Raw genomic sequence first — 21946 nt, forward strand, 5'->3', positions numbered from 1 at the left:
CCGAAACTTCTCCGGGGGAGTTGTGTCAGCCGCGGCCGTCGGACCGCTTGCGGTGCAGCGTGAACTGCTCGAAGACGCTGAGGTCGCCGTCGGGCTTGTTCACGTTGTAGTAGGTGACGTGCATGCGGGTGGTGTCGCCGGGGAAACGGCCGGGGTCGACGGTGAACGCCGCGAAGCCGTACGGGTGGTCGAGGTCGCGCACGCCCGTCCACACCGCCTGCTCCTTGACGTAGGTCGAGGTGCGCTTGCCGTTGGAGCCGGGCGTGGCCGACACCGCCGTGATGACCTTGGCGCTGCCGTCCTTGAAGAACGCCTGGTTGGTCGTGCCCGAGACGCCGCCCCCGCCGAGCACCATGTGCACCGTGCCGAGGCCGGTGTCGATGTCGTCCGTGCGGGTGGACGCCGGGTTGGGCGTGAGGGTCTCGCTGCCGCTGACCACGCCCCGCACGGCCAGGGACCGCTCGTAGTTGTGCTCGTGGCCGCAGACCACCAGGTCCACGCCGTAACGGTCGAACAGCGGGCCGTACTTGGCCCGCAGGCCCAGGTCGGCGCCGTTGGCGTCGGAGGAGGAGATCATCACCTGGTGCATGGCGACGACCACCCAGTCGACGTCGCGGTCCGCGCGTGCGGCCTTCAGCTCCCGCTCCAGGAAGGCCAGCTGGCGGCCGCCCGAGTAGCCGCTGATGTAGACGTCGCCGCCGTCCTGCAGGGCGTTGTCGTCGTTCTGCAGCACGATCACGCGCACCGAGCCGGCGGTGAACGCGTACCACAGGCCCGCGAGTTCGTCGTCCGTCTCGGTCGACGGCAGCGCGAAGTACGTCTGGTAGGCGCCCAGGCCGATCGGGCCGTTGCCGCTCTCGATCTCGTGGTTGCCGGCGGCCGGCATCCACGGGCGGAAGCGCGCCGAACGGGTGTTGTTGGTGAAGAAGTTGTTCCAGGTCCGCACCCGGTCGACGTCCAGGTTGGCGTAGCACAGGTCGCCGTTGAGCAGGTGGAACAGCGGCGCGACCTGCTCGACCCCGGTGACGATGTCCTTGGTGGCCGGGGTGGAGTTGGCGTCCAGTCCCACCGTGCCGGTGGAGGTCCAGGTCACCTGCGGCGCGGACTGGTCGCCGAAGCTGGTGAACGTCAGCGGCTGCCGGCCGCGCGGCGCGGTCCTGAAGGTGCCGCTGTCCGGCGTCGCGCCGTCGTGGGCCACCAGGTACAGGTAGTCGGTGCCGGGCGCGAGGCGGTTCAGCGGGGCGTGGTGCACGTAGACGGTGCGGCCGGACTTGCCGTCCGAGTACGTCCGGGTCTGCGCCTGGGCGGACGAGCCGAGGCCGTGGCCGAGCGTGCCGTACATGACCCGGGGGCGCTTGACCGGGCCGTCGGTGATCCAGGACACCACCATCTGGGTGGCCGGGTCCTTGCCGAACGTCAGGTGCAGGCCCTGCACCGGAGGCGCGCCCCCGGTGTCGGGCGAGGGGATGAAGGCGGGCGCGGCGGGGGCCGGCTGCGCGGCGGCGGTGCCGGCCGTCAGCAGCGGCGCGGCGACCGCGCCCACGCCGGCGGTGCCGAGCAGGCCGACGGCCGTGCGGCGGCTCAGGCCGTCTGCCGTCTGCCGGCTGCCGGACTGCTCAGGGGTGTCCATCTGTGCGACCATCGCTGCTCCTTGGTGCAAGGGCGGTGCAGGGCGTGAGAACCCGTGAAGACTCCCGCCCGTCGGCGACGCCCAGTTGAACGCCGCCTGACCGTCCGGCATCGGGAGCCGATGAGTCGGCGTGCGGGCCGCCGCCGTGCCGCGGGGGCACCGGCCGTCAGCGTGCCCCGCACGGACCCTCGACTCCGGTGTCCGTGGCGCCCGTTCGGCGGACGCGCGGTGCGGGCCGAGGCTGTTCGTGCCGCGTACCGCCGGCGGTCACGCGGCCGACACCGGGCGGTCGCCTGCTGTCGCTGCTGTGGGGACCACCGACTCACCGTTCCCACCAAGCGAAGAGGCTGGTCAGACATGTCCGAACTCAACCGGCGGCGATTCCTCCAGATCGCGGGCGCCACCGCGGGCTTCTCGGCCCTGTCCCAGAGCATCGCCCGCGCCGCCGCCATCCCGGCCAGCCGCCGCACCGGTTCGCTCAAGGACGTCGACCACATCGTGGTCCTGATGCAGGAGAACCGGTCGTTCGACCACTACTTCGGCTCCCTGCGCGGGGTGCGGGGCTTCGGCGACCCGCGCCCGGTGACGCTGGAGTCGGGCAAGTCCGTGTGGCACCAGAGCGACGGCACCAAGGACGTGCTGCCCTACCACCCGGACGCCGAGGACCTCGGCATGCAGTTCATCGAGGGCCTCAACCACGACTGGATCGGCGGCCACCAGGCCTTCAACGGCGGCAAGTACGACCGCTGGATCCCCGCCAAGGGCACCGGCACGATGGCCCACCTGACGCGCGACGACATCCCGTTCCACTACGCGCTCGCCGACGCCTTCACCATCTGCGACGCGTACCACTGCTCGTTCATCGGTGCCACCGACCCCAACCGCTACTACATGTGGACCGGGTACACCGGCAACGACGGCAAGGGCAAGGGCCCGGTCCTCGGCAACGACGAGGCCGGCTACGCCTGGACGACGTATCCCGAGCGCCTGGAGCAGGCGGGCGTGACCTGGAAGGTCTACCAGGACATCGGCGACGGCCTGGACGGCCCGCACTCCTGGGGCTGGATCGAGGACGCCTACCGCGGCAACTACGGCGACAACTCGCTGCTGTACTTCGACAACTACCGCAACGCCAAGCCCGGCGACGCCCTCTACGAGAAGGCCCGCACCGGCACGAACGCCGCGGCCGGCGACGGCTTCTTCGACGAGCTGCGCGCCGACGTCAAGGCCGGGAAGCTGCCGCAGATCTCCTGGATCGCCGCCCCCGAGGCGTTCTCCGAGCACCCCAACTGGCCCGCGAACTACGGCGCCTGGTACGTCTCGCAGGTGCTCGACGCGCTCACCTCGAACCCGGACGTGTGGAGCAGGACCGCGCTGTTCCTGACCTACGACGAGAACGACGGCTACTTCGACCACGTCGTGCCGCCGTTCGCGCCCGCCGCCGGCCGCGGGGCCTCGACGGTGAGCACCGACGGCGAGCTGTTCGCCGGCAACTCCACCTACGCCGCCGGCCCCTACGGCCTCGGCCAGCGCGTGCCGATGATCGTCGTCTCCCCGTGGAGCACCGGTGGTTTCGTGTGCTCGGAGACCTTCGACCACACCTCGATCCTGCGCTTCATGGAACGCCGGTTCGGGGTGCGCGAGCCCAACATCTCCGAGTGGCGCCGCGCGGTCTGCGGCGACCTGACCTCCGCCTTCGACTTCGGCCTCCAGCACGACAAGCCGGCCCGCCTGCCCGGCACCGACGGCTACCGGCCCACCGACGACAAGCGGCACGACAGCTACGTGCCCGTGCCCCCGGCCCAGCCGGTCCTGCCCCGGCAGGAGAAGGGCTCCCGGCCCACCCGCCCGCTGCGCTACGCCCCGCTCACCGACGCGGCCGTCAGTGCCACGGCCGGCACCGTCACCCTCACCTTCGGCGGCGGGGTCGGCGCCGGTGCCGCCTTCCACGTCACCGCGGGCCACCGCACCGACGGCCCCTGGACGTACACCACCGAGGCCGGCAGGAAGATCTCCGGCAGCTGGGACACCGCGTCGTCCGGCGGCGCCTACGACCTGACCGTGCACGGCCCGAACGGCTTCGTGCGCGCCTTCGCCGGAACCGCCGCCAAGGCGGGCCCGGAGGTGACCGCCCGCCACGACGGGTCCGGCCGGCTCGAGCTGACCCTGGTCAACGCCGGCCACCAGGACGTGCGGCTGACCGTCCGCAGCGCCTACGACGGCCACCAGGAGACGTTCGCGGTCCGCGCCGGGCGGCGCGGCAGCCACACCGTGGATCTCGCGCACAGCGACCGCTGGTACGACCTGACCGTCACCTCCGACCACGACCCGGCCTTCGCGCGCCGCTTCGCGGGCCACGTGGAGAACGGCCGGCCCGGCGTCAGCGACCCGGCGATCATCACCGGCTGAGCACCGCGGGACGGAAGGCGGCGCGCGGCCGCCGCGGGGTGGGTCCGGAAGGGCTCACCGCGCGCGGTCGCGCGCCGTCCTGGCGTAGCGGGCCGGCGGCACGCCGAGATGGCGGGTGAAGTGGCGGCTCAGGTGCGCCTGGTCGTAGAAGCCGACCGCGGCCGCCACGTCGGCCGGCCGCTCGCCGGCGAGCAGCAGCCGCCGCGCCTGGTCGATCCGCCGCCCGGTGAGGTAGGTGTGCGGCGGCAGCCCGTAGGCCTGGCTGAACGAGCGGATCAGATGAGTGGGATGGGCGTGCAGCAGGCCGGTGGCCTCGTCCAGTGTGATGCCGCCGCGCACCCGGGCATCCAGCAGTTCCCGCAAGCGCTCCGCGAGCCGGTCCGACTCGCGTCCGGGCCGCCGCACGCGGTAGGCGTCCAGGCGCACCAGCAGCCGCTCGCGCACGAACGCCAGCCGTGACTGCGCCTCCAGCACGTCGTCGTCGAACTCCAGCGCGGCGTGCAGCTGGTGGACCCGTCGGCGCAGCAGCGCGTCGCCCAGCAGGGGTCCGTCGACCGCGGGCCCGGCCAGCCGCTCCGGCAGCACGTCGGTGGTCAGGTACAGCACCCGCTTGCGGAAGCCTCCCGGGTTGACCGTCCGCCCGTCGTGCGGGACCCCGGGCGGCAGCAGCACCACCCGGCTCGCGTCCGACGTGCCGTGGCGGCGCCGGTCCAGGGCGAAGTCCACCGCGCCGTCGTCGAGGATCATGAGGTCCCACGTCTCGTGGGTGTGCCGCGGATAGGCGTGGTCGGTGAAGCGGGCGTGCAGCACCTCGGTGATCCCCGCCACGGCCGGCTGCCAGGCGTGCACCTCGTGGGTCCCGGGACGTGAAGCCTTCACGTCAGGAATGTACAAGACGGGCCCGCGCGGTCCAGGGCACGATCGGACGCATGACCGACTCCCCGAACGCCGGGCACCCCGCCGCCTCCGCCGGTGCCGTCAGCCTCGCCGCGTGCTTCGCACGGTTCACCGACCAGTGGGCGCCGCGCAGGATCGCCCGTCTCAACGACTACGAGGTCAAGGTCGCCAAGCTGCAGGGCGAGTTCGTCTGGCACCGGCACGACGACACCGACGAGCTGTTCCTCGTCGTGTCCGGCCGGCTGACGATCCAGTTGCGCGGCGGTGACGTGGAACTGGGCCCGGGCGACCTCTACGTGGTGCCCAAGGGGGTGGAGCACTGCCCGCGCGCCGAGGAGGAGGCCGCGGTCGTGCTGCTGGAGCCGGCCGGTACCCGGAACACCGGGAACGTCGGCGGCCCGCGCACCAAGGAACCCGTGGCCTTGGAAGAAGGGGCGGAGGGGGCGGAGGGGCCTGGGCGGGCCTGACGGCCCGGGGCGCCTCACGGGCCCGGACGCCCGTCCTCGTCGTAGACCACGCGGGCGGCCTCGACCTCGCCGATGTGCTCCTGCGCCCAGGCCGCCATGGTCGCGAACAACGGCCCCAGGGTGCGGCCGAGTTCGCTGATCTCGTACTCGACGCGGGGCGGCACCTCCGGGTGATAGGTGCGGATCACCAGGCCGTCGCGCTCGAGTTGGCGCAGGCGCTGGGTGAGCACCTTGGGGGTGATGCCGCCCAGTCGGCGCTCCAGCTCCACGAACCGCTGCCGGCCGAACTCGTTGAGCGTCCACAGCACCGGAGTGGTCCAGCGGCTGAACGCCACGTCCAGCAACGGCGTCACGGTGCACTCCACGGGCACGACCGCCGCCGTGGCCGACCGGCGTGCGGTGGCCGAACTCGCCGTCGTGGTGCTCCCCATGACCGCCTCCCCTACCTTCCGGTGCGTCACTATCTTCTAGGTACCTACTATATCCAGGCCGTTAGCGTCGGCGGCATGACCTCAGTCGCAGATTCACTCCGGGGCCGTTCGCCCCGTCGCCCGGCCGCCGGACCGGGCCTGATCCTGGCCTTCCTGTGCGTCGTCCAGTCGATGGTCTACCTCGACGTGACGATCGTGAACGTCGCCCTGCCCTCGATCCAGGCGAGCCTCCACATGCGCGACGGCGACCTCCAGTTCGTCGTCACCGCCTACGGCACCGTGCTCGGCGGCTTCCTGATGCTCGGCGGCCGGCTCGCCGACGTCCTCGGGCGCCGCCGCCTGCTGCAGACCGGCATGGTGCTGTTCGGGGCCGCGTCGCTGGCCGCCGGGCTCTCGCACGCCGCGGGACTGCTCATCGCCTGCCGGGCCGTGCAGGGCCTGGGCGCGGCGCTGACCGCGCCCGCCGCGCTGTCCACCCTGACCACGACCTTCACCGAGCCGGCCGCACGTACCAAGGCGCTGGGGATCTGGGGCGGCCTGGCCGGCATCGCGTCCGTCCTCGGCGTCGTCCTCGGCGGCCTGCTCACCCAAGGCCCCGGCTGGCGCTGGGTGTTCCTCCTCAACGTGCCCGTCGCCGTGGTCGCCGTGGCGCTCGCACCTCTGGTGCTGCCGGAGAGCCGGGGCGCCGGGCGGGAGCGGCGCTTCGACACCGCGGGCGCCGTCACCCTGACCGCGGGCCTGCTGCTGCTCATCCACACCCTCGACGCAGCCGTCACCGCGGGCTGGGGGAGTGCCAGGACGATCGGCGGGCTGGCCGGCGCGGTGGCCCTGCTCGGCGCGTTCGTGGTGGTCGAACTGCGGTCCCCGGCGCCCCTGCTGCCGCTGCGGATGCTGGCGCTGCCCGCCCTGCGGACCGCGAACGCCACCGCCGTCCTCGCCTTCGGCGCGATGGTCACGCTGTTCTTCTACGCCAGCCTCACCATGCAGCAGGTGCTCGGGTACGACGCCCTGCGGACCGGCCTGGCGTACGTGCCGCTGGCCGTGTCCGTGGGGATCGGCGCCGGCGTCGCGTCGGGGCTGATCACCCGCGTCCCGGCCAAGCCGGTGCTCCTGGCGGGCCTGGCGATGGCCGTCGGCGGCCTGTTGCTGCTCGCCCGGCTGCCGGTCGACGCTGGCTACGCGGACGGTCTGCTGCCGCCCTTCGTGATGGTCGGGGTGGGCCTGGGGATCTCCTTCGTGCCGCTGCAGATCGCCGCGGCGTTCGGGGTGCCGGCACGCGAGGCGGGCGTCGCCGCCGGGCTGATCAACACCAGCCAGGAGGCGGGCGGCGCGCTCGGCGTCGCGGTGGTCTCCACCCTCGCCCTCACCCGGATCGGCGACGCGCTGGCCACCGCAGGACCGCACCCGGCCCCGGCCGCACTGCGCGCGGCCCGCGCCTCCGGCTTCCACCACGCCTTCTTCGCGGCGGCCTGCTTCGCCTTCGCCGGCCTCCTGCTGGCGGCGCTGCTCCTCCCCACGATGCGCCCCGCGTCCGCCGCGGAACCTCCCGCGGACCCGGCACCGGGCGCGGACGCCGCATCGGGCGCGGAACCCGCGACGGATGAGGGCGCCGCATCGGACGAGGACCCCGCACCTGGTGAGGACGCCCGCCCGGGCGCGGGCGCCACTTCCGGCGCGGGCGGCGGGCTCGCCACCGGCGCGGCCTCCGGGTGACGGCCGGCCCCGCGCCGGGCGGAGTCAGGTGACGGGGCCCGCGGGGCGGAAGCCGTCGCTGGTGACGGCCCGGCGGGCCGCCGTCATCAGCACGTCCTGGAGGACGCGGGCGGCGCGGGGCGGGGCGACGTCGCTGCGGTGGGCGAGGGCGACGGTCCGGCGCAGGCCGGGGCGGGCCAGCGGGGTCACCCGCAGTTCGCCGCCGGCCCGCGCGGCGACCATCGTCGGCACCACGCCGAGGCCCAGGCCCGCCCGCACGAAGCCGAGCACCGCGTCCATCTCGCCGCCCTCGACGGTGAAGTACGGCTCGAAGCCCGCCGCGCGGCACGCGGCCAGCGTCAGGTCCCGCAGGTCGTAGCCGTGCCGGAACATCACCATCGGGCGCCCCGCCAGGTCGCTGATCCGCAGCGGCGTGGGCGGCACCTCGGCGTCGACGGACGAGACCACCACCAGGTCCTCCTGGAACAGCTCGACCGTGGTCAGCGCGGGGGAGGGCGTGGGCAGCGGCAGCACGACCAGCGCCAGGTCCAGCGAGCCGCGGGCCAGCTCGCGGACGAGGTCGTGCGAGCCGCCCTCCTCGACCAGCAGCTGGATGCCCGGGTGGCGGTCGTGGAACTCGCGCAGCACGTCCGGCAGCAGGCCGGTGCACAGGCTCGGCGGCGCGCCCAGCCGGACCCGGCCGCGGCGCAGCTGCGCCAGTTCCATCACCTCGTGGCGCGCGGTGTCGGCGTCCGCGAGGATCCGCCGGGCCAGCGGCAGCAGCGCCTCGCCGGCGTCGGTGAGCGTGATGTTGCCCCGCGCGCGGCTGAACAGCGGCGCGCCCAGCTCGTTCTCCAGCGTCCTGATCTGCTGCGAGAGCGACGGCTGAGAGACGTGCACCGCCTCGGCGGCACGGGTGAAGTGCCGGGCGTCGGCCACGGCGACGAAGTAGGCAAGCTGCTGGAACTGCACGTCCCCACCCTACCGCTCCATAGGCGAGAGCTATCGAGTCGAGCCTGATCATGTCTTGGACCACTGGACGGGTCTGGTCCTACGGTCGTGTGCATGGCACTGGCAACGCGCCCGGACCGGCGCCCCACGGTGGTGCGGACCGTCTGGGACTCCACCCTCGGCAAGAAGACGATCATGGCGGTCAGCGGCCTGGTGATGCTGTCGTTCCTCGTCGTCCACATGTTCGGCAACCTGAAGATCTTCTTCGGCCCCGGCACGTTCAACGGCTACGCCCACTGGCTGCGCACGGTCGGGGAGCCGTTCCTGCACTACGAGTGGGCGCTGTGGATCATCCGCACCGGGCTGGTGGTGGCCGTGATCGCGCACGCGGTGTGCGCCTACCAGCTCAGCCGCCGCGACCTGCGGGCCCGCCCGGTCGGATACGCCCACCGCAAGGCCAGGGCCAGCTACGCGACCCGCACCATGCGGTGGGGCGGGGTGATCCTCGGGCTCTTCATCGTCTGGCACCTGCTGGACCTGACCACGCTCACCGTCAACCGCAACGCCGAACCCGGCCACCCCTACGAGAACGTCGTCGCCACCTTCCACACCTGGTACGGCGACGTCATCTACATCGTGGCGATGCTCGCCCTCGGCCTGCACATCCGTCACGGGTTCTGGAGCGCCGCCCAGACCCTCGGCGCCGGCAGCCGGACCCGCGACCGCGTCCTGAAGGCCACCGCCAACGGGCTCGCCCTGGTGCTGACCGCCGGCTTCATCGCCGTACCCGTCGGTGTGATGACCGGCATCGTGAGCTGAGCCGTGAGCCAGCGAGGAGACATGGACCACTACACGCAGTACGAGACCGGTGCCCCGCTCGCCGACACCAAGGCCCCCGACGGGCCGATCGCCGAGCGCTGGGACGCACGCCGCTTCGGCGCCAGGCTCGTCAACCCCGCCAACCGCCGCAAGCACACCGTGATCGTCGTCGGCACCGGCCTGGCCGGCGGATCCGCCGGCGCGACGCTGGCCGAACAGGGCTACCACGTCGTGCAGTTCTGCTACCAGGACTCCCCGCGGCGGGCCCACTCGATCGCCGCGCAGGGCGGCATCAACGCGGCGAAGAACTACCGCAACGACGGCGACTCCATCCAGCGCCTTTTCTACGACACCGTCAAGGGCGGCGACTTCCGGGCCCGCGAGTCCAACGTCCACCGCCTGGCACAGATCTCGGTGGAGATCATCGACCAGTGCGTGGCGCAGGGCGTGCCGTTCGCCCGCGAGTACGGCGGCCTGCTCGACACGCGTTCGTTCGGCGGCGTGCAGGTCTCCCGCACCTTCTACGCCCGCGGCCAGACCGGACAGCAACTGCTCCTCGGCGCCTACCAGGCGCTGTCCCGGCAGATCGCGGCCGGCACCGTCGAGATGCACCCGCGCACCGAGATGCTCGACCTGATCGTGGTGGACGGCCGGGCCCGCGGGATCGTCGCCCGCGACCTGGTCACCGGCGAGATCGGCACGTACTTCGCGGACGCCGTCGTGCTGGCCTCCGGCGGCTACGGCAACGTCTTCTACCTGTCGACCAACGCGATGAACTCCAACGCCACGGCGATCTGGCGGGCCCACCGCCGCGGCGCCCAGTTCGCCAACCCGTGCTTCACGCAGATCCACCCGACGTGCATCCCGCGCACCGGCGAGCACCAGTCGAAGCTGACGCTGATGAGCGAGTCGCTGCGCAACGACGGCCGCATCTGGGTGCCGAAGGCCGAGGGCGACACCCGCGCGCCCGGCGACATCCCCGAGGCCGAGCGGGACTACTACCTGGAGCGGATCTACCCCTCCTTCGGCAACCTGGTGCCCCGCGACATCGCCTCGCGTGCCGCGAAGAACGTCTGCGACGAGGGCCGCGGCGTCGGCCCCGGCGGCCAGGGCGTCTACCTGGACTTCGCCGACGCCATCGCGCGCATGGGCCGCAGGGCCGTCGAGGAGAAGTACGGCAACCTCTTCGAGATGTACCAGCGGATCACCGCCGAGGACCCCTACGAGGTGCCGATGCGGATCTACCCCGCGGTGCACTACACGATGGGCGGCCTGTGGGTGGACTACGACCTGCAGACCACCGTCCCCGGCCTGTTCGCGATCGGCGAGGCCAACTTCTCCGACCACGGCGCGAACCGCCTGGGCGCCTCGGCGCTCATGCAGGGCCTGGCCGACGGCTACTTCGTGCTGCCGGCCACCATCAACGACTACCTGGCCCGGCATCCGCACCAGGACCCCGTCGACCCCACCCACCCGGAGGTCACCGCGGCCCTCGCCGAGACCGGGGACCGGCTGCACCGCCTGGTCAGCGTGGACGGCGACCGCACCGCCGACTCCTTCCACCGCGAGATCGGCGCACTCATGTGGGAGTACTGCGGCATGGCCAGGAACGAGGAGGGCCTGCGCAAGGCGCTCGACCGCATCCCGCAGATCCGCGAGGAGTTCTGGCGGCGCATCAAGGTGCCCGGCACCGAGGCCGAGTTCAACCAGTCCCTGGAACGCGCCAACCGCGTCGTCGACTACCTCGAACTCGCCGAGCTGATGTGCCTGGACGCGCTGCACCGAGCCGAGTCCTGCGGCGGCCACTTCCGCGAGGAGTCCCAGACCCCCGACGGTGAGGCCGCCCGCGACGACGACGCGTTCTCCTACGCCGCCGCCTGGGAGTTCACCGGCACCGGCCAGCCGCCCGTGCTCCACAAGGAAGACCTCGTCTTCGACCACGTCCACCCCACCCAGCGGAGCTACGCATGAAGCTCACCCTGCGCGTCTGGCGCCAGAAAGACACCCGGGCGCCCGGCGCCATGGAGGAGTACGACGTGGACGGCGTCTCGCCGGACATGTCGTTCCTCGAGATGCTCGACACGCTCAACGAACGGCTGACGCTGGAGGGCGCGGACCCCGTCGCGTTCGACCACGACTGCCGCGAGGGCATCTGCGGCGCGTGCAGCCTGGTCATCAACGGCGACGCCCACGGCCGGGAGCGCACCACCGCCTGCCAGCTGCACATGCGGTCGTTCCGCGACGGCGACACCATCGACGTCGAGCCGTGGCGCGCCGCCGCGTTCCCCGTGGTCCGCGACCTGGTGGTGGACCGCTCGGCGTTCGACCGGATCATCCAGGCCGGCGGCTACGTCAGCGTGCCGACCGGCGCCGCGCCCGAGGCCCACGCCACACCGGTCCCCAAGGCCGCCGCGGACCTGGCCTTCGAGCACGCCGAGTGCATCGGCTGCGGCGCGTGCGTGGCGGCCTGCCCCAACGGCTCGGCCATGCTCTTCACCTCGGCCAAGGTCAACCACCTCAACGTCCTCCCGCAGGGCGCGCCCGAGCGCGAGACGCGGGTGCTGGACATGGTCGCGCAGATGGACGCCGAGGGGTTCGGCGGCTGCACGCTCACCGGCGAGTGCGCCACCGCCTGCCCCAAGGGCATCCCGCTGATGTCGATCACCTCGATGAACAAGGAGTGGCTGCGGGCGAACCGCAAGGTCTCCCGGAACTGAGCGGCCTCGCGCCATCCGGCGCCACCCGGCGCCGTACCCACCGGCCCCGTTCCGGCCCCGGAGCGGGCGCGCGGCGGCCGGCACGGGCGGAAATCCCTTTGCCGGGCGGCGGCGGGCTCTGCTGTAGTCGAGGAGAACCGCCGCCGACCGAGGAGCGCTGATCATGCGCGGAACCGTCATGAACCCCCGGACAGGAATCACCCCCCTCTCTGAAGGACATGACGCTTCGTGCGCTCGCTCAACCTCGGAATCCTCGCCCACGTCGACGCCGGTAAGACCAGCCTGACCGAGCGCCTGCTCCACACGGCGGGCGTCATCGACGCCGTCGGCAGCGTCGACGACGGCAGCACCACCACCGACTCGCTCGCCCTGGAACGCCGGCGCGGCATCACCATCAAGTCCGCGGTCGTCTCGTTCCCGCTCGGCGGGCGCACCGTCAACCTCATCGACACGCCCGGCCACCCCGACTTCATCGCCGAGGTGGAGCGGGCGCTCGGCGTGCTCGACGGCGCCGTCCTCGTCGTGTCCGCCGTGGAGGGCGTGCAGCCGCAGACCCGGATCCTCCTGCGGACCCTGCGCCGGCTGCGCATCCCCACCCTCGTCTTCGTCAACAAGCTCGACCGCGGCGGAGCCGGCCTCGACCGCACGCTGGACGGGATCCGGGCCCGGCTCACGCCGGACGTCGTCCCCATGGTCACCGCGACGCACCAGGGCGGCCGCGACGCCCGCACCGCGGCACGCTCCCTCGCGGACGACTCCTTCCGGACGGACCTCCTGGCGGTCCTGGCGGAGCGCGACGAGGCCTTGCTCGCCGCATGGGTGCGCGACGAGGCCTCCGTCGGCGGCGACCGGCTGGGCGCCGTGCTCGCCGAGCAGACCGCGCGTTGCCTCGTGCACCCGGTGTACGCGGGGTCCGCCGTCACCGGCGCCGGGGTGGACGAGCTGATCGGCGGGCTGCGGGAACTGCTGCCCGCCCCCCGCCGTGACCCCGCCGCACCGGCCTCGGGCAGCGTGTTCAAGGTGGAACGCGGCCCGGCGGGGGAGCGGATCACCTACCTCCGGCTGGTGTCGGGCACGGTCAGGACCCGCGACCGGCTGCCGGTGCTGCGGGCCGGCCGGGTGGCCGGAGAGGGCAGGGTGACGGCCCTCGGCGTCTTCGACCACGGCACCGAGGTACGGTCCGGCGAGGTCGCCGCGGGACGCATCGCCCGTGTGTGGGGTCTGGGCGACGTCCGCATCGGCGACATCCTCGGCGTTCCGCCCGGCGACGCGCCGCACGAGCACCACTTCGCGCCGCCGACCCTGGAGACCGTCGTCGCCGCCCGCGATCCCGCCGACCGCGGCGCCCTGCACACGGCCCTCACCCTGCTCGCCGAGCAGGACCCGCTCATCGACCTGGGCCGGGACGAGGTCCGCCAGGAGATCGCGGTGTCGCTCTACGGAGAGGTGCAGAAGGAGGTCATCCAGGCCACGCTCGCCGAGGAGTTCGGGGTGGACGCAGTCTTCCACGGCACGACCACCCTGCACATCGAGCGCCCGTGCGGCACCGGTGAGGCCGTCGAGGTCAAGGAGAAGGACGGCAACCCGTTCCTCGCCACCATCGGCCTGCGCGTGGAGCCCGCGCCCGCGGGCAGCGGCGTGGAGTTCCGGCGCGAGGTCGAACTCGGCTCGCTGCCCTACGCGTTCTTCAAGGCGGTCGAGGAGACCGTCGAGCAGACCCTCCGGCAGGGACTGCACGGATGGCAGGTCACCGACTGCGTCGTCACCATGACGCACTCCGGCTACAACGCCCGCCAGAGCCACGCCCACGCGGTGTTCGACAAGAGCATGTCGAGCACGTCGGGGGACTTCCGCAACCTGACCCCGCTCGTGCTGATGACCGCACTGCGCAGGGCGGGTACGCGGGTGCACGAGCCGATGCACCGCTTCCGGCTGGACATCCCCGCCGGCCTGCTCGGCACCGTCCTGCCCGGGCTCGCCGGGCTGCGGGCGGTGCCGCGCGGCACGGTCCCGCAGGGCGACGGGTACGTCGTGGAAGGCGACGTCCCCGCCGTGCGGGTGCACGCGCTGGAGCAGCAGCTGCCGACCCTGACCGGTGGCGAGGGCGTCCTGGAGACGGCGTTCGACCACTACGACGAGGTGCGCGGGCCGGCGCCGGAGCGGGCCCGCACCGACCACAACCCGCTGCACCGCAAGGAGTACCTCCTTCAGGTGCAGCGGCGCCTGTCCGGGCTGGGGACGCGGACGTGAGACCGGCGCGTCGCGGAAACACGCGCCGGACACGGGCCCGGGAGGGGAATGGACGGCGCGGCGCGTGTGCTGCACTGAAGAGCGGCACCGCCCCGCGACCCGCCGCGGGCACCGCGACCGACCATTCCCAGGGGAGAGCACCCATGGACCGCACCGCACGTCCCGTCAGGACACCGGGTCCCGACCACCCGATCACCGTCGAGCCCACCGGAACGCGGGTCGTCGTGCGGGCCGGGGGCCGCGTCGTCGCCGACACGTCACGCGCCCTGACCCTGCGCGAGGCCGACTACCCGGCCGTCCAGTACATCCCGCTCGACGACGTCGCCGAGAGCGCTCTGCGCCGCACGGACACCTCCACGTACTGCCCCTACAAGGGCGACGCCTCCTACTACGCGCTGACCGGGGCCGCCGGCGAGGTCGCCGACGCGGTCTGGACGTACGACAAGCCGTACGACGCCGTCGACGTGATCGCCGGGCACGTCGCCTTCTACCCGCAGCACGTGGAGATCGAGATCGGCGCCCCCGAACCCCGGGCCTAGGGGCTGTCGTGTGCCCCAGACTGAAGGCATGGGCGAGAACAAGGAACGCATGCTGGCCGGCGACTGGTACATCGCGGACGACGAGGAGCTGGGCGCCGCCACAGTGCGGCGCGAGGAGCTGTGCCGGACCTACAACACGACGCCGGACCGCGCCGAGCGCGCCGCCGTGCTGAAGGAGCTGCTCGGCGCGGTCGGTGAGGACGTGCGCATCCGGCCGCCGTTCCTGTGCGACTACGGCACCTACATCAGCATCGGCGCGCGGACCTTCGTGAACTTCGGCGCGGTCTTCCTGGACGCCGGGCCGATCAGCATCGGCGAGGACGTCCAGATCGGCCCCAACGTCCAACTCCTCACGCCCACCCACGAACTGGATCCGGCCCGGCGCCGGGAGGGCTGGGAGAAGGCGCTGCCGATCACCATCGGGGACAACGTCTGGCTCGGCGGCGGGGTCATCGTGTGCCCGGGCGTGACGATCGGCGCGCGCACCGTCGTCGGCGCGGGATCGGTCGTCACCAGGGACCTGCCGTCCGGCGTCGTCGCCGTCGGCAACCCGGCGCGAGTGATCCGGACGCTGGAGTAGCCGTCACGGGCCGGCCGGAGCGGGCCGGCCCGTCGCGCGGGCCCGGGCCGGGCCGCCGTTCAGGCCTCCCGCGACGCGTCGCCCGGCACGGGACCGGTGGAGCCCCGCAGCACCAACTGCGTGGCCAGCTCCACGTGCAGGGTGTCCACGGTGTGCCGGTCCAGCAGCCGCATCAGCAGCGACACCGCCATCCGGCCCATCTCCTCGAGCGGTTGGCGGACCGTCGTCAGCCGCGGCACGGTGCTGCGGCTCAGATCGATGTCGTCGAACCCGGTGATCGACAGGTCCTCGGGGACCCTGAGACCGCGCTCGTACGCCGCCCGCAACGCGCCCACCGCCGCCTTGTCGTTGAACGCCACCAGCGCGGTGGGCCGTTGGGGCAGGTCCAGCAGCTCGCACGCGGCGCCGTAGCCCCAGTCCGCCGTGGGTTCGATGCTGCGCAGCAGTTCCGGGGAAGGCAGAACACCGACGTCGGCCAGCGCGGAGGTGTGGCCGGCCAGCCGGGACCGGCTGGCGAGCCAGTCGCCCGGGCCGCCGATCACCCCGATCCGGCGATGGCCCAGCTCCACCAGGTGCGCGGTCACGCTCCGGGCCGCGGTGAGGTTCGCGGCGGACACCGACGCGATGTCGCGGGGGAGGGGGGTGCGCGGGTCGACCACCACGAACGGGAAGTCCTGCGACCGCAGCGCCTCCAACTCCCGCTCCGGCTCCGGCGGGACGATCAGCACGGCGCCGGCGATGCCCGGGTCGCCGGGCAGGCCCGCCAGCACCTGGAGGTCGCGCGCGGCGTCGCCCGCGCTGAGCACCAGCCGCCTGCCGTACAGGTCCAGGGTCTCCGCGACGGAGGAGACGATCACCCCGAAGTAGTCGGTCAGCACGTACGGGCAGCGCACGTAGATCGCGCCGGTCGCGCTCCCGCGCCGGGCGGGGGCCGGTGCGCCGAGCCGTGCCACCGCCTTGCGCACCAGCTCCTGCGTGTCGGGTGCGACGTGGGCGTGGCCGTTCATCACCCGCGACACGGTCGCGATCGACACACCGGCCTCGGCGGCGATGGCGCGCACGGTGGCCCGGTTCCCCGGCCTAGCCACGTGTTACACGCTTCCGTTTCATAGCGGCAGCCTACCGGCCCATCCGTTGTCATGGCACGGGTTTCGTCGTGGATGGCGACCCCGATATTGACAGGCCGCACGGAGGCCGCTTGTCTGACTCCCGCAGTCACGTTGCAGAAAACGTTACAGGTTGTTTCATGTTTCATCGGCAACCGATCCGAGCGAGGAGAACCATGAGGAGACGCGCACTCGCCGCTGCGGCGGTCACCGCCGCAGCCCTCGGCCTGACCTGCGTGCCGGCCGTCCCGACCGTCGCCCAGACTCCGGCCGCCGACCACCGGGGCGCGGCCGCGGCACCCGGCGTCACGGCCCCGGCCGCGTCGGTGTGGGTCACCACCGCCGACGGCGCCGAGCACCTGCAGCCGCAGGCGCCCGTCGCGTTCCGTCCCGGCGGATCCGACCTGACCACGATCACCGTCGACCCCGGCCGGCGCTACCAGAGCATCGACGGCTTCGGCGGTGCCCTCACCGACTCCTCGGCGGCGGTGCTGAGTTCGCTGCCCGCCGCCGACCGGGACGCGGCCATGCGGCAGTTGTTCGACCCGCGGCAGGGCATCGGCGTGAGCTTCCTGCGGCAGCCCGTCGGGTCCTCGGACTTCACCGCCTCGCCCACCCACTACACGTACGACGACATGCCCGCGGGGCAGACCGACTTCGGACTCACGCACTTCAGCGTCGCCCACGACCAGCGGCAGATCCTGCCCCTGCTGCGCCAGGCGAAGAAGCTCAACGCGCAGCTCACCGTCATGGCCACCCCGTGGAGCCCGCCGGCCTGGATGAAGGACGGCGACTCGCTCGTCGGCGGCCACCTCAAGGACGATCCGAAGGTCTACCAGGCGTACGCGCGCTACCTGGTGAAGTTCGTCCAGGCCTACGCCGCGGCCGGCGTCCCGGTCGACTACCTGACCGTCCAGAACGAGCCGCAGAACCGCAGGCCCAACGCGTACCCCGGCACCGACCTGCCGGTCCAGCAGGAGACCGCGGTCATCGAGGCGCTCGGCCCGCTGCTGCGCGAGGCCAGCCCGCACACCAGGATCCTGGCGTACGACCACAACTGGACCACCCACCCCGACGACATCAAGACCGCGCAGCAACTGGGCGAGGACCCGCAGACGGACTACCCGTACGAGGTCCTGGACAGCCCCGCGGCCAAGTGGATCGCCGGCACCGCCTACCACTGCTACTCCGGCGACCCCAGCGCCCAGACCGCGCTGCACGACGCGCACCCGGACAAGGGCATCTGGTTCACCGAGTGCTCCGGCTCGCACGGCGCCACCGACACGCCGCCGCAGATCTTCCGCGGCACCCTCACCTGGCACGCGCGCACCATCACGGTGGGCACCACCCGCAACTGGGCCAAGTCCGTGGCCGACTGGAACCTCGCGCTGGACCCGCAGGGCGGTCCGCACAACGGCGGCTGCGACACCTGCTCGGCCTTCCTGACGGTCGCGCCCGACCACACGGTCACCACCAACGCCGAGTACTACACGATCGGGCACCTGTCGAAGTTCGTGAAGCCCGGCGCCGTCCGCATCGGCAGCAGCAACTACGGCACGACCGGCTGGAACGGCCAGCTCACCGACGTCGCGTTCACCAACCCCGACGGATCCACGGCGCTCGTCGTGCACAACGAGAACGACGATCCGCGGTCGTTCTCCGTCGCCGTCGGCGACCAGAGCTTCCCGTACACGCTGCCCGGCGGGGCGCTCGCCACCTTCACGTGGCCCGCGTCCGGCGTGCTCACCAGCCGGCTGCACGAGATCCCGCTCACCGGCGCCACCGCCACCGCGTCCCCGGCCGGACAGGGCTCCCCGCAGCTGGCCGCCGACGACGACGGCAGCACCCGCTGGAGCAGCGGCGCCGCCCAGACCCCCGGCCAGTACGTGCAGCTGGACCTGGGCCGCGCCACCTCCTTCCGGCGGGTCACCGTGGACAGCGGCGACAACCTCGGCGACTACGCCCGCGGTTGGCGGCTGTCCGTCAGCGACGACGGGACCACGTGGCGGGACGTACGGGCCGGTGCCGGTACCGGCCAGTTGACCACCGTCGACGTGCCGCTCACCCGGGCGCGCTACCTGCGCGTCACCCAGACCGGCACCGCCGGCAACTGGTGGAGCGTGGCGGACCTCCACGTCTACCGCTGACGCGCCGCTGACGCTGTATCAGCGGGTCAGGGGCATCGGGCCGGGCCCGCCGGGCCGCCCGCTGCCCCTGGCCCGCACCTCATCTGGCCGGGGCGCGTCGCCCAACAGGCAGGACTTCAGTGCTCGTTGCCGTCAGGGCCGCGGGGATGGCGGTCAGGCGGCGCAGGGCCGCCACATCTGGTTGTCCCAGCCGTGGGCGCCCAGCTGCACGGGCCGGCCGGCCAGGTCCGGGTGCTGGTCCTCCAGCAGCGAGCGCATCAGCTCCGCGGTGATCTCGTCCTCGGTGTGGTTCATGCCCGGCCACCCTGGGCCAGCGGCCGGGAGGCACGGTGTGCGCCGGGCTGGGCCGGCCGCCCACGGAAAACAGGAGTGCCCGACCACGGCACCCCTGGGTACGCTCCTGCCTCGGAAGGCGGGAGGAGCGCGATGAGCCAGTACTACGACGTCGGTGACCGGACGCTGTGGAACCCGTCGAACGGCGCCTCACGCCTGTTCCGGCATCAGGTCGCCGTCTTCGAGGCCGAACTCGGCCTGCCGTCGGGCATCGGCCCGATGGGGGCCGACGAGTGCGCGATCGACGTCGCCGCCTTCTCCCTCTTCGTCAACGCCCTGGTGGCGCGGCACCGCAGGATCAGCCACCAGGTGATCGTCGCGCTGTCGGACGGATTCGTCGCCACGGTGCTCGTGCTGGCCGAGCGCGCCGGCCTCGCCGTCGACTTGACCGCCGGAGAGGCGGCTGACGTCGGTGCGCCGAGAGATGTCCAGGTGCCCGCTTCCGCGGGGCTGGGGCCAGGGCCGGCGGGCGGGGACGCGTGGGCCGCCGCCCTCCGTGACCGTGTGCGGGAGTTGGGCCGGTTCATGCCGTGCTGAACCTCACCGGTGGAGGTCACCGCCGTTGACGACGAGGACCTCGCCGTCGCGCATCCGGTGGTGGTCGACGCCCGCCGCGCCGTACGCCCGGGAGACCTCGCCCAGCAGCACCGTCTCCGGGTGGCCGGGGGAGTCGAGATGCGGGACGAACGGGCGGTCGAGGACGCCGAGTCCGTCCCAGAGCGGTTCCTCGCCGTAGACGCGGGTGACGGCCGTGGCGTCGTCGCAGTGCTCCAGGCCGCGCAGGGACGGTGCGAGGACGCACGCCCCGGCGCTGTAGCCGGCGTAGACGAGGGCGTCGCTTTCCAGCAGTGCGGTGAAGGCGGCGTCCGCCGCGCTGTGGGCCATCGCCTGCCGCAGCATGAAGACGTTGCCGCCGCGCAGCCAGACCAGGGGGTGGCCGCTCAGCAGGCCGGCCAGGTCCCGCGCGCGGCCGCCGGCGTGGTCGCGCAGGTCGACCTCCACCGGCTCCAGGCCCAGGGCGCGCAGCGCCGCCGTCTCCCGTTCCACCCCGGCGGCGCGCACCTCGCTGCTCTCGGCGTCGAGCGCGTTGCCGATCACCGCCACCGGGCCGTCCGCGCGCCCACCGGGCAGCAGGCCGAGGAGCCGCTCGGGACGGTTGCCGAGCCGGAACGAGGACAGGTAGAGCCGCATGCGCAGACCTTAGAGGCAGCGCCCGCGCCGCGCACCGCGGTTGCGGCCCCGCTGCGCACCGGCCGTCGCGAACCCGGTGCTCCTCGCGGCGTCCGGGTCCGCGCCACGCCCACCGGTCGGGTCACCGGGGGAGTGGCGCGGCCTACGCTGCTGGCCGGGGCCGCCGGCCGGCCCGCGGGCGCCCTCGTTCCGCCCCGCCATCCCCCACGAACTCCCCGTCCAGCAAAGGAAGACAGCCACCATGAACGACCTCCGCCTCGGCGTCCTCGGCTACGGCATGCGCGGCAACCTCGCGCGCACGGCGCACCGGCCGGGGGCGGGCGCGTGCGTCACCGCGGTCGCCGATCCCGACGAACGGAGCCGCGGGCAGGCCGCGAAGGCGTTCCACGGCGCGTCCGTGACCGCGGACCACCGCGCGGTCGTCGAGGACCCGGACGTCGACGCCGTCCTCGTCCTCACTCCCGACCACACCCACGCGGACCTCACCTGCCAGGCGCTCGCCGCGGGCAAGGCGGTGTTCGTCGAGAAGCCCCTCGACATCACCGTCGAACGCTGCGACGAGATCCTGCGCACCGCCCGCGACACCGGCAGCCGCCTCTACGTGGGCCACAACATGCGCCACATGCCGGTGATCCGGCTGATGCGCGACATCATCGCTCGCGGGGACATCGGCACCGTCAAGACGGTGTGGGTGCGTCACTTCGTCGGCTACGGCGGCGACTTCTACTTCAAGGACTGGCACGCCGAGTCCCGGTACACCACCTCGCTGCTGCTGCAGAAGGCGGCACACGACATCGACGTCCTGCACTGGCTGGCCGGCGGCTGGACCGCTCGGGTGCAGGCGCTCGGCGACCTGATGGTCTACGGGGACCTGCCGCACCGGCGCGCGCCCGGCGCCCCGAAGACCGACGACTGGTACACCGCCGACGGCCACTGGCCGCCCGCCACGCAGCGCGACCTCAACCCGGTGATCGACGTCGAGGACGTCTCGCTGGTCAACATGCGGCTCGACAACGGCGTCCTCGCCGCCTACCAGCAGTGCCACTTCACCCCCGACTACTGGCGCAACTACACGGTGATCGGTGACGCCGGCCGGCTGGAGAACGCCGGCGACGGCCCCGGCGCGGAGGTGCGGGTCTGGAACGCGCGCCGCTCCGGCCACCGCGCGGACGCCGACGCCGTGCACCGCGTGCCCGAGGCCGCGTCGGACGCGGGCCACGGCGGCGCCGACCCGCTGCTCGTCGACGAGTTCCTGCGGTTCGCCCGGCATGGCGGCCGCACCGACACCTCGCCGGTCGCGGCGCGCATGGCCGTCGCCGCCGGCGTCCTGGCGACCGAGTCGCTGCGTGACGGAGGCACCCCGCGCGACGTGCCGCCCCTGGACCCCGAGCTGGCGCGCTACTTCGCGGAGGGCCAGCCGGCCCGCCACTGACGCCGGAACGGGGCTCGGGAACGGGGCTCGGGAACGGGCGGGCCGTCTCAGGCCCGGCCCGCGGGGACGCGCTCCGCGGCGCCCGACTCGCTCAGCACGTGGTCGAGGAAGCGCCGCGGGGCCGGGGGCAGGGTGCGCGAGGCGAGCCAGGCGACGCCGATGTCGCGGACCGCCTTCACGTCGGTCACCCGGAGGTAGCGGATCGGCAGGTCCGAGCCCGGTGACGGCGCCGTGGTGTCCGGCGGGGCCGGCACGAGGGAGACGCCGAGCCCCGCCGTGACCAGGCCCCGCAGCGTCTCGACCTCCTCGCCCTCGAAGCCCACCAGGGGGCTGAACCCGGCCTGGCGGCACAGCG

General features: G+C 73.1%; 20 protein-coding genes. 12 read left to right on the forward strand and 8 right to left on the reverse strand.

What is annotated here, in order from left to right:
* Positions 1-25: 25 nt before the first annotated feature.
* Positions 26-1642 (reverse strand): purple acid phosphatase family protein, encoded by a 1617-nt coding sequence (locus BMW99_RS29825; RefSeq protein WP_069464815.1) that lies wholly within the window; start codon positions 1640-1642, stop codon positions 26-28.
* A 345-nt stretch (positions 1643-1987) separates the two neighbouring features.
* On the opposite strand from BMW99_RS29825, the gene BMW99_RS29830 reads away from it, so the two are divergent.
* Positions 1988-4039 (forward strand): phosphocholine-specific phospholipase C, encoded by a 2052-nt coding sequence (locus BMW99_RS29830; RefSeq protein WP_075017902.1) that lies wholly within the window; start codon positions 1988-1990, stop codon positions 4037-4039.
* A 54-nt stretch (positions 4040-4093) separates the two neighbouring features.
* On the opposite strand, the gene BMW99_RS29835 is transcribed toward BMW99_RS29830, so the two are convergent.
* The gene (locus tag BMW99_RS29835) at positions 4094-4918 is read right to left on the reverse strand and encodes a helix-turn-helix transcriptional regulator (protein WP_069467671.1); all 825 of its coding nucleotides are present in this window, start codon (positions 4916-4918) and stop codon (positions 4094-4096) included.
* 50 nt (positions 4919-4968) lie between these two features.
* On the opposite strand from BMW99_RS29835, the gene BMW99_RS29840 reads away from it, so the two are divergent.
* The gene (locus BMW99_RS29840; RefSeq protein ID WP_075017903.1) at positions 4969-5403 is read left to right on the forward strand and encodes a cupin domain-containing protein; all 435 of its coding nucleotides are present in this window, start codon (positions 4969-4971) and stop codon (positions 5401-5403) included.
* A 14-nt stretch (positions 5404-5417) separates the two neighbouring features.
* Here the strand turns inward: BMW99_RS29840 and BMW99_RS29845 are convergent, their stop codons facing one another.
* Positions 5418-5834: a winged helix-turn-helix transcriptional regulator gene (locus BMW99_RS29845; protein WP_079176229.1), complete on the reverse strand. Its 417-nt coding sequence runs from the start codon at positions 5832-5834 to the stop codon at positions 5418-5420.
* Between the two features lie 75 nt (positions 5835-5909).
* Between BMW99_RS29845 and BMW99_RS29850 the strand changes: the two genes are divergently transcribed.
* A complete protein-coding gene (locus BMW99_RS29850; protein ID WP_079176230.1) occupies positions 5910-7547 on the forward strand; it encodes an MFS transporter in 1638 nt (545 codons plus the stop codon).
* Positions 7548-7571: 24 nt separating this feature from the next.
* Here BMW99_RS29850 and BMW99_RS29855 read toward each other — a convergent pair whose 3' ends face one another.
* On the reverse strand, positions 7572-8498 hold the full coding sequence (locus BMW99_RS29855; protein WP_075017905.1) for a LysR family transcriptional regulator: 927 nt from the start codon (positions 8496-8498) through the stop codon (positions 7572-7574).
* 93 nt (positions 8499-8591) lie between these two features.
* Between BMW99_RS29855 and BMW99_RS29860 the strand changes: the two genes are divergently transcribed.
* From BMW99_RS29860 to BMW99_RS29885, 6 genes are all read left to right on the forward strand, one after another.
* Complete coding sequence (locus BMW99_RS29860) at positions 8592-9296, forward strand: succinate dehydrogenase cytochrome b subunit (protein WP_075017906.1); 705 nt, start codon at positions 8592-8594, stop codon at positions 9294-9296.
* A 21-nt stretch (positions 9297-9317) separates the two neighbouring features.
* On the forward strand, positions 9318-11267 hold the full coding sequence (locus BMW99_RS29865) for a fumarate reductase/succinate dehydrogenase flavoprotein subunit (RefSeq protein ID WP_069464606.1): 1950 nt from the start codon (positions 9318-9320) through the stop codon (positions 11265-11267).
* Complete coding sequence (locus BMW99_RS29870; protein ID WP_069464605.1) at positions 11264-12013, forward strand: succinate dehydrogenase/fumarate reductase iron-sulfur subunit; 750 nt, start codon at positions 11264-11266, stop codon at positions 12011-12013. The genes BMW99_RS29865 and BMW99_RS29870 overlap by 4 nt, the downstream gene beginning before the upstream one ends.
* Before the next feature lie 228 nt (positions 12014-12241).
* A complete protein-coding gene (locus BMW99_RS29875; RefSeq protein WP_069464604.1) occupies positions 12242-14263 on the forward strand; it encodes an elongation factor G in 2022 nt (673 codons plus the stop codon).
* Positions 14264-14406: 143 nt separating this feature from the next.
* Positions 14407-14802 (forward strand): DUF427 domain-containing protein, encoded by a 396-nt coding sequence (locus BMW99_RS29880; RefSeq protein WP_069464603.1) that lies wholly within the window; start codon positions 14407-14409, stop codon positions 14800-14802.
* 28 nt (positions 14803-14830) lie between these two features.
* The gene (locus BMW99_RS29885) at positions 14831-15382 is read left to right on the forward strand and encodes a sugar O-acetyltransferase (protein WP_069464602.1); all 552 of its coding nucleotides are present in this window, start codon (positions 14831-14833) and stop codon (positions 15380-15382) included.
* Between the two features lie 59 nt (positions 15383-15441).
* Here BMW99_RS29885 and BMW99_RS29890 read toward each other — a convergent pair whose 3' ends face one another.
* Complete coding sequence (locus tag BMW99_RS29890; RefSeq protein ID WP_069464601.1) at positions 15442-16470, reverse strand: LacI family DNA-binding transcriptional regulator; 1029 nt, start codon at positions 16468-16470, stop codon at positions 15442-15444.
* A 194-nt stretch (positions 16471-16664) separates the two neighbouring features.
* Between BMW99_RS29890 and BMW99_RS29895 the strand changes: the two genes are divergently transcribed.
* Entirely contained in the window at positions 16665-18635 is a 1971-nt protein-coding gene (locus BMW99_RS29895; protein ID WP_075017907.1) for a discoidin domain-containing protein, read from the forward strand.
* Positions 18636-18788: 153 nt separating this feature from the next.
* Here BMW99_RS29895 and BMW99_RS40345 read toward each other — a convergent pair whose 3' ends face one another.
* On the reverse strand, positions 18789-18929 hold the full coding sequence (locus BMW99_RS40345; RefSeq protein WP_407640335.1) for a hypothetical protein: 141 nt from the start codon (positions 18927-18929) through the stop codon (positions 18789-18791).
* 132 nt (positions 18930-19061) lie between these two features.
* On the opposite strand from BMW99_RS40345, the gene BMW99_RS29900 reads away from it, so the two are divergent.
* The gene (locus BMW99_RS29900; protein ID WP_075017908.1) at positions 19062-19505 is read left to right on the forward strand and encodes a DUF6086 family protein; all 444 of its coding nucleotides are present in this window, start codon (positions 19062-19064) and stop codon (positions 19503-19505) included.
* A gap of 3 nt (positions 19506-19508) precedes the next feature.
* Here BMW99_RS29900 and BMW99_RS29905 read toward each other — a convergent pair whose 3' ends face one another.
* On the reverse strand, positions 19509-20159 hold the full coding sequence (locus BMW99_RS29905; protein WP_075017909.1) for a Type 1 glutamine amidotransferase-like domain-containing protein: 651 nt from the start codon (positions 20157-20159) through the stop codon (positions 19509-19511).
* Between the two features lie 241 nt (positions 20160-20400).
* Between BMW99_RS29905 and BMW99_RS29910 the strand changes: the two genes are divergently transcribed.
* Positions 20401-21591 carry a Gfo/Idh/MocA family protein gene (locus BMW99_RS29910; RefSeq protein ID WP_075017910.1) on the forward strand — a complete coding sequence of 397 codons (1191 nt, stop codon included), beginning with the start codon at positions 20401-20403 and terminating at the stop codon, positions 21589-21591.
* Between the two features lie 47 nt (positions 21592-21638).
* Here the strand turns inward: BMW99_RS29910 and BMW99_RS29915 are convergent.
* Positions 21639-21946, reverse strand: a 308-nt coding sequence (locus BMW99_RS29915; RefSeq protein ID WP_245791681.1) for a LysR substrate-binding domain-containing protein, incomplete at its 5' end; no start/stop codon positions are given.

The organism is Actinacidiphila rubida (assembly GCF_900110255.1).
Taxonomy (GTDB): Bacteria; Actinomycetota; Actinomycetes; order Streptomycetales; family Streptomycetaceae; genus Actinacidiphila; species Actinacidiphila rubida.

Excerpts from the sequence above, each read along its gene's own strand:
- BMW99_RS29830 (WP_075017902.1), top strand. The coding sequence starts at position 1,988 with ATGTCCGAACTCAACCGGCGGCGATTCCTCCAGATCGCGGGCGCCACC.
- BMW99_RS29845 (WP_079176229.1), bottom strand. The coding sequence starts at position 5,834 with ATGGGGAGCACCACGACGGCGAGTTCGGCCACCGCACGCCGGTCGGCC.
- BMW99_RS29880 (WP_069464603.1), top strand. The coding sequence starts at position 14,407 with ATGGACCGCACCGCACGTCCCGTCAGGACACCGGGTCCCGACCACCCG.
- BMW99_RS29825 (WP_069464815.1), bottom strand. The coding sequence starts at position 1,642 with ATGGTCGCACAGATGGACACCCCTGAGCAGTCCGGCAGCCGGCAGACG.
- BMW99_RS29865 (WP_069464606.1), top strand. The coding sequence starts at position 9,318 with ATGGACCACTACACGCAGTACGAGACCGGTGCCCCGCTCGCCGACACC.
- BMW99_RS40345 (WP_407640335.1), bottom strand. The coding sequence starts at position 18,929 with ATGAACCACACCGAGGACGAGATCACCGCGGAGCTGATGCGCTCGCTG.
- BMW99_RS29860 (WP_075017906.1), top strand. The coding sequence starts at position 8,592 with ATGGCACTGGCAACGCGCCCGGACCGGCGCCCCACGGTGGTGCGGACC.
- BMW99_RS29840 (WP_075017903.1), top strand. The coding sequence starts at position 4,969 with ATGACCGACTCCCCGAACGCCGGGCACCCCGCCGCCTCCGCCGGTGCC.
- BMW99_RS29895 (WP_075017907.1), top strand. The coding sequence starts at position 16,665 with ATGAGGAGACGCGCACTCGCCGCTGCGGCGGTCACCGCCGCAGCCCTC.
- BMW99_RS29885 (WP_069464602.1), top strand. The coding sequence starts at position 14,831 with ATGGGCGAGAACAAGGAACGCATGCTGGCCGGCGACTGGTACATCGCG.
- BMW99_RS29910 (WP_075017910.1), top strand. The coding sequence starts at position 20,401 with ATGAACGACCTCCGCCTCGGCGTCCTCGGCTACGGCATGCGCGGCAAC.
- BMW99_RS29900 (WP_075017908.1), top strand. The coding sequence starts at position 19,062 with ATGAGCCAGTACTACGACGTCGGTGACCGGACGCTGTGGAACCCGTCG.
- BMW99_RS29870 (WP_069464605.1), top strand. The coding sequence starts at position 11,264 with ATGAAGCTCACCCTGCGCGTCTGGCGCCAGAAAGACACCCGGGCGCCC.
- BMW99_RS29905 (WP_075017909.1), bottom strand. The coding sequence starts at position 20,159 with ATGCGGCTCTACCTGTCCTCGTTCCGGCTCGGCAACCGTCCCGAGCGG.
- BMW99_RS29850 (WP_079176230.1), top strand. The coding sequence starts at position 5,910 with ATGACCTCAGTCGCAGATTCACTCCGGGGCCGTTCGCCCCGTCGCCCG.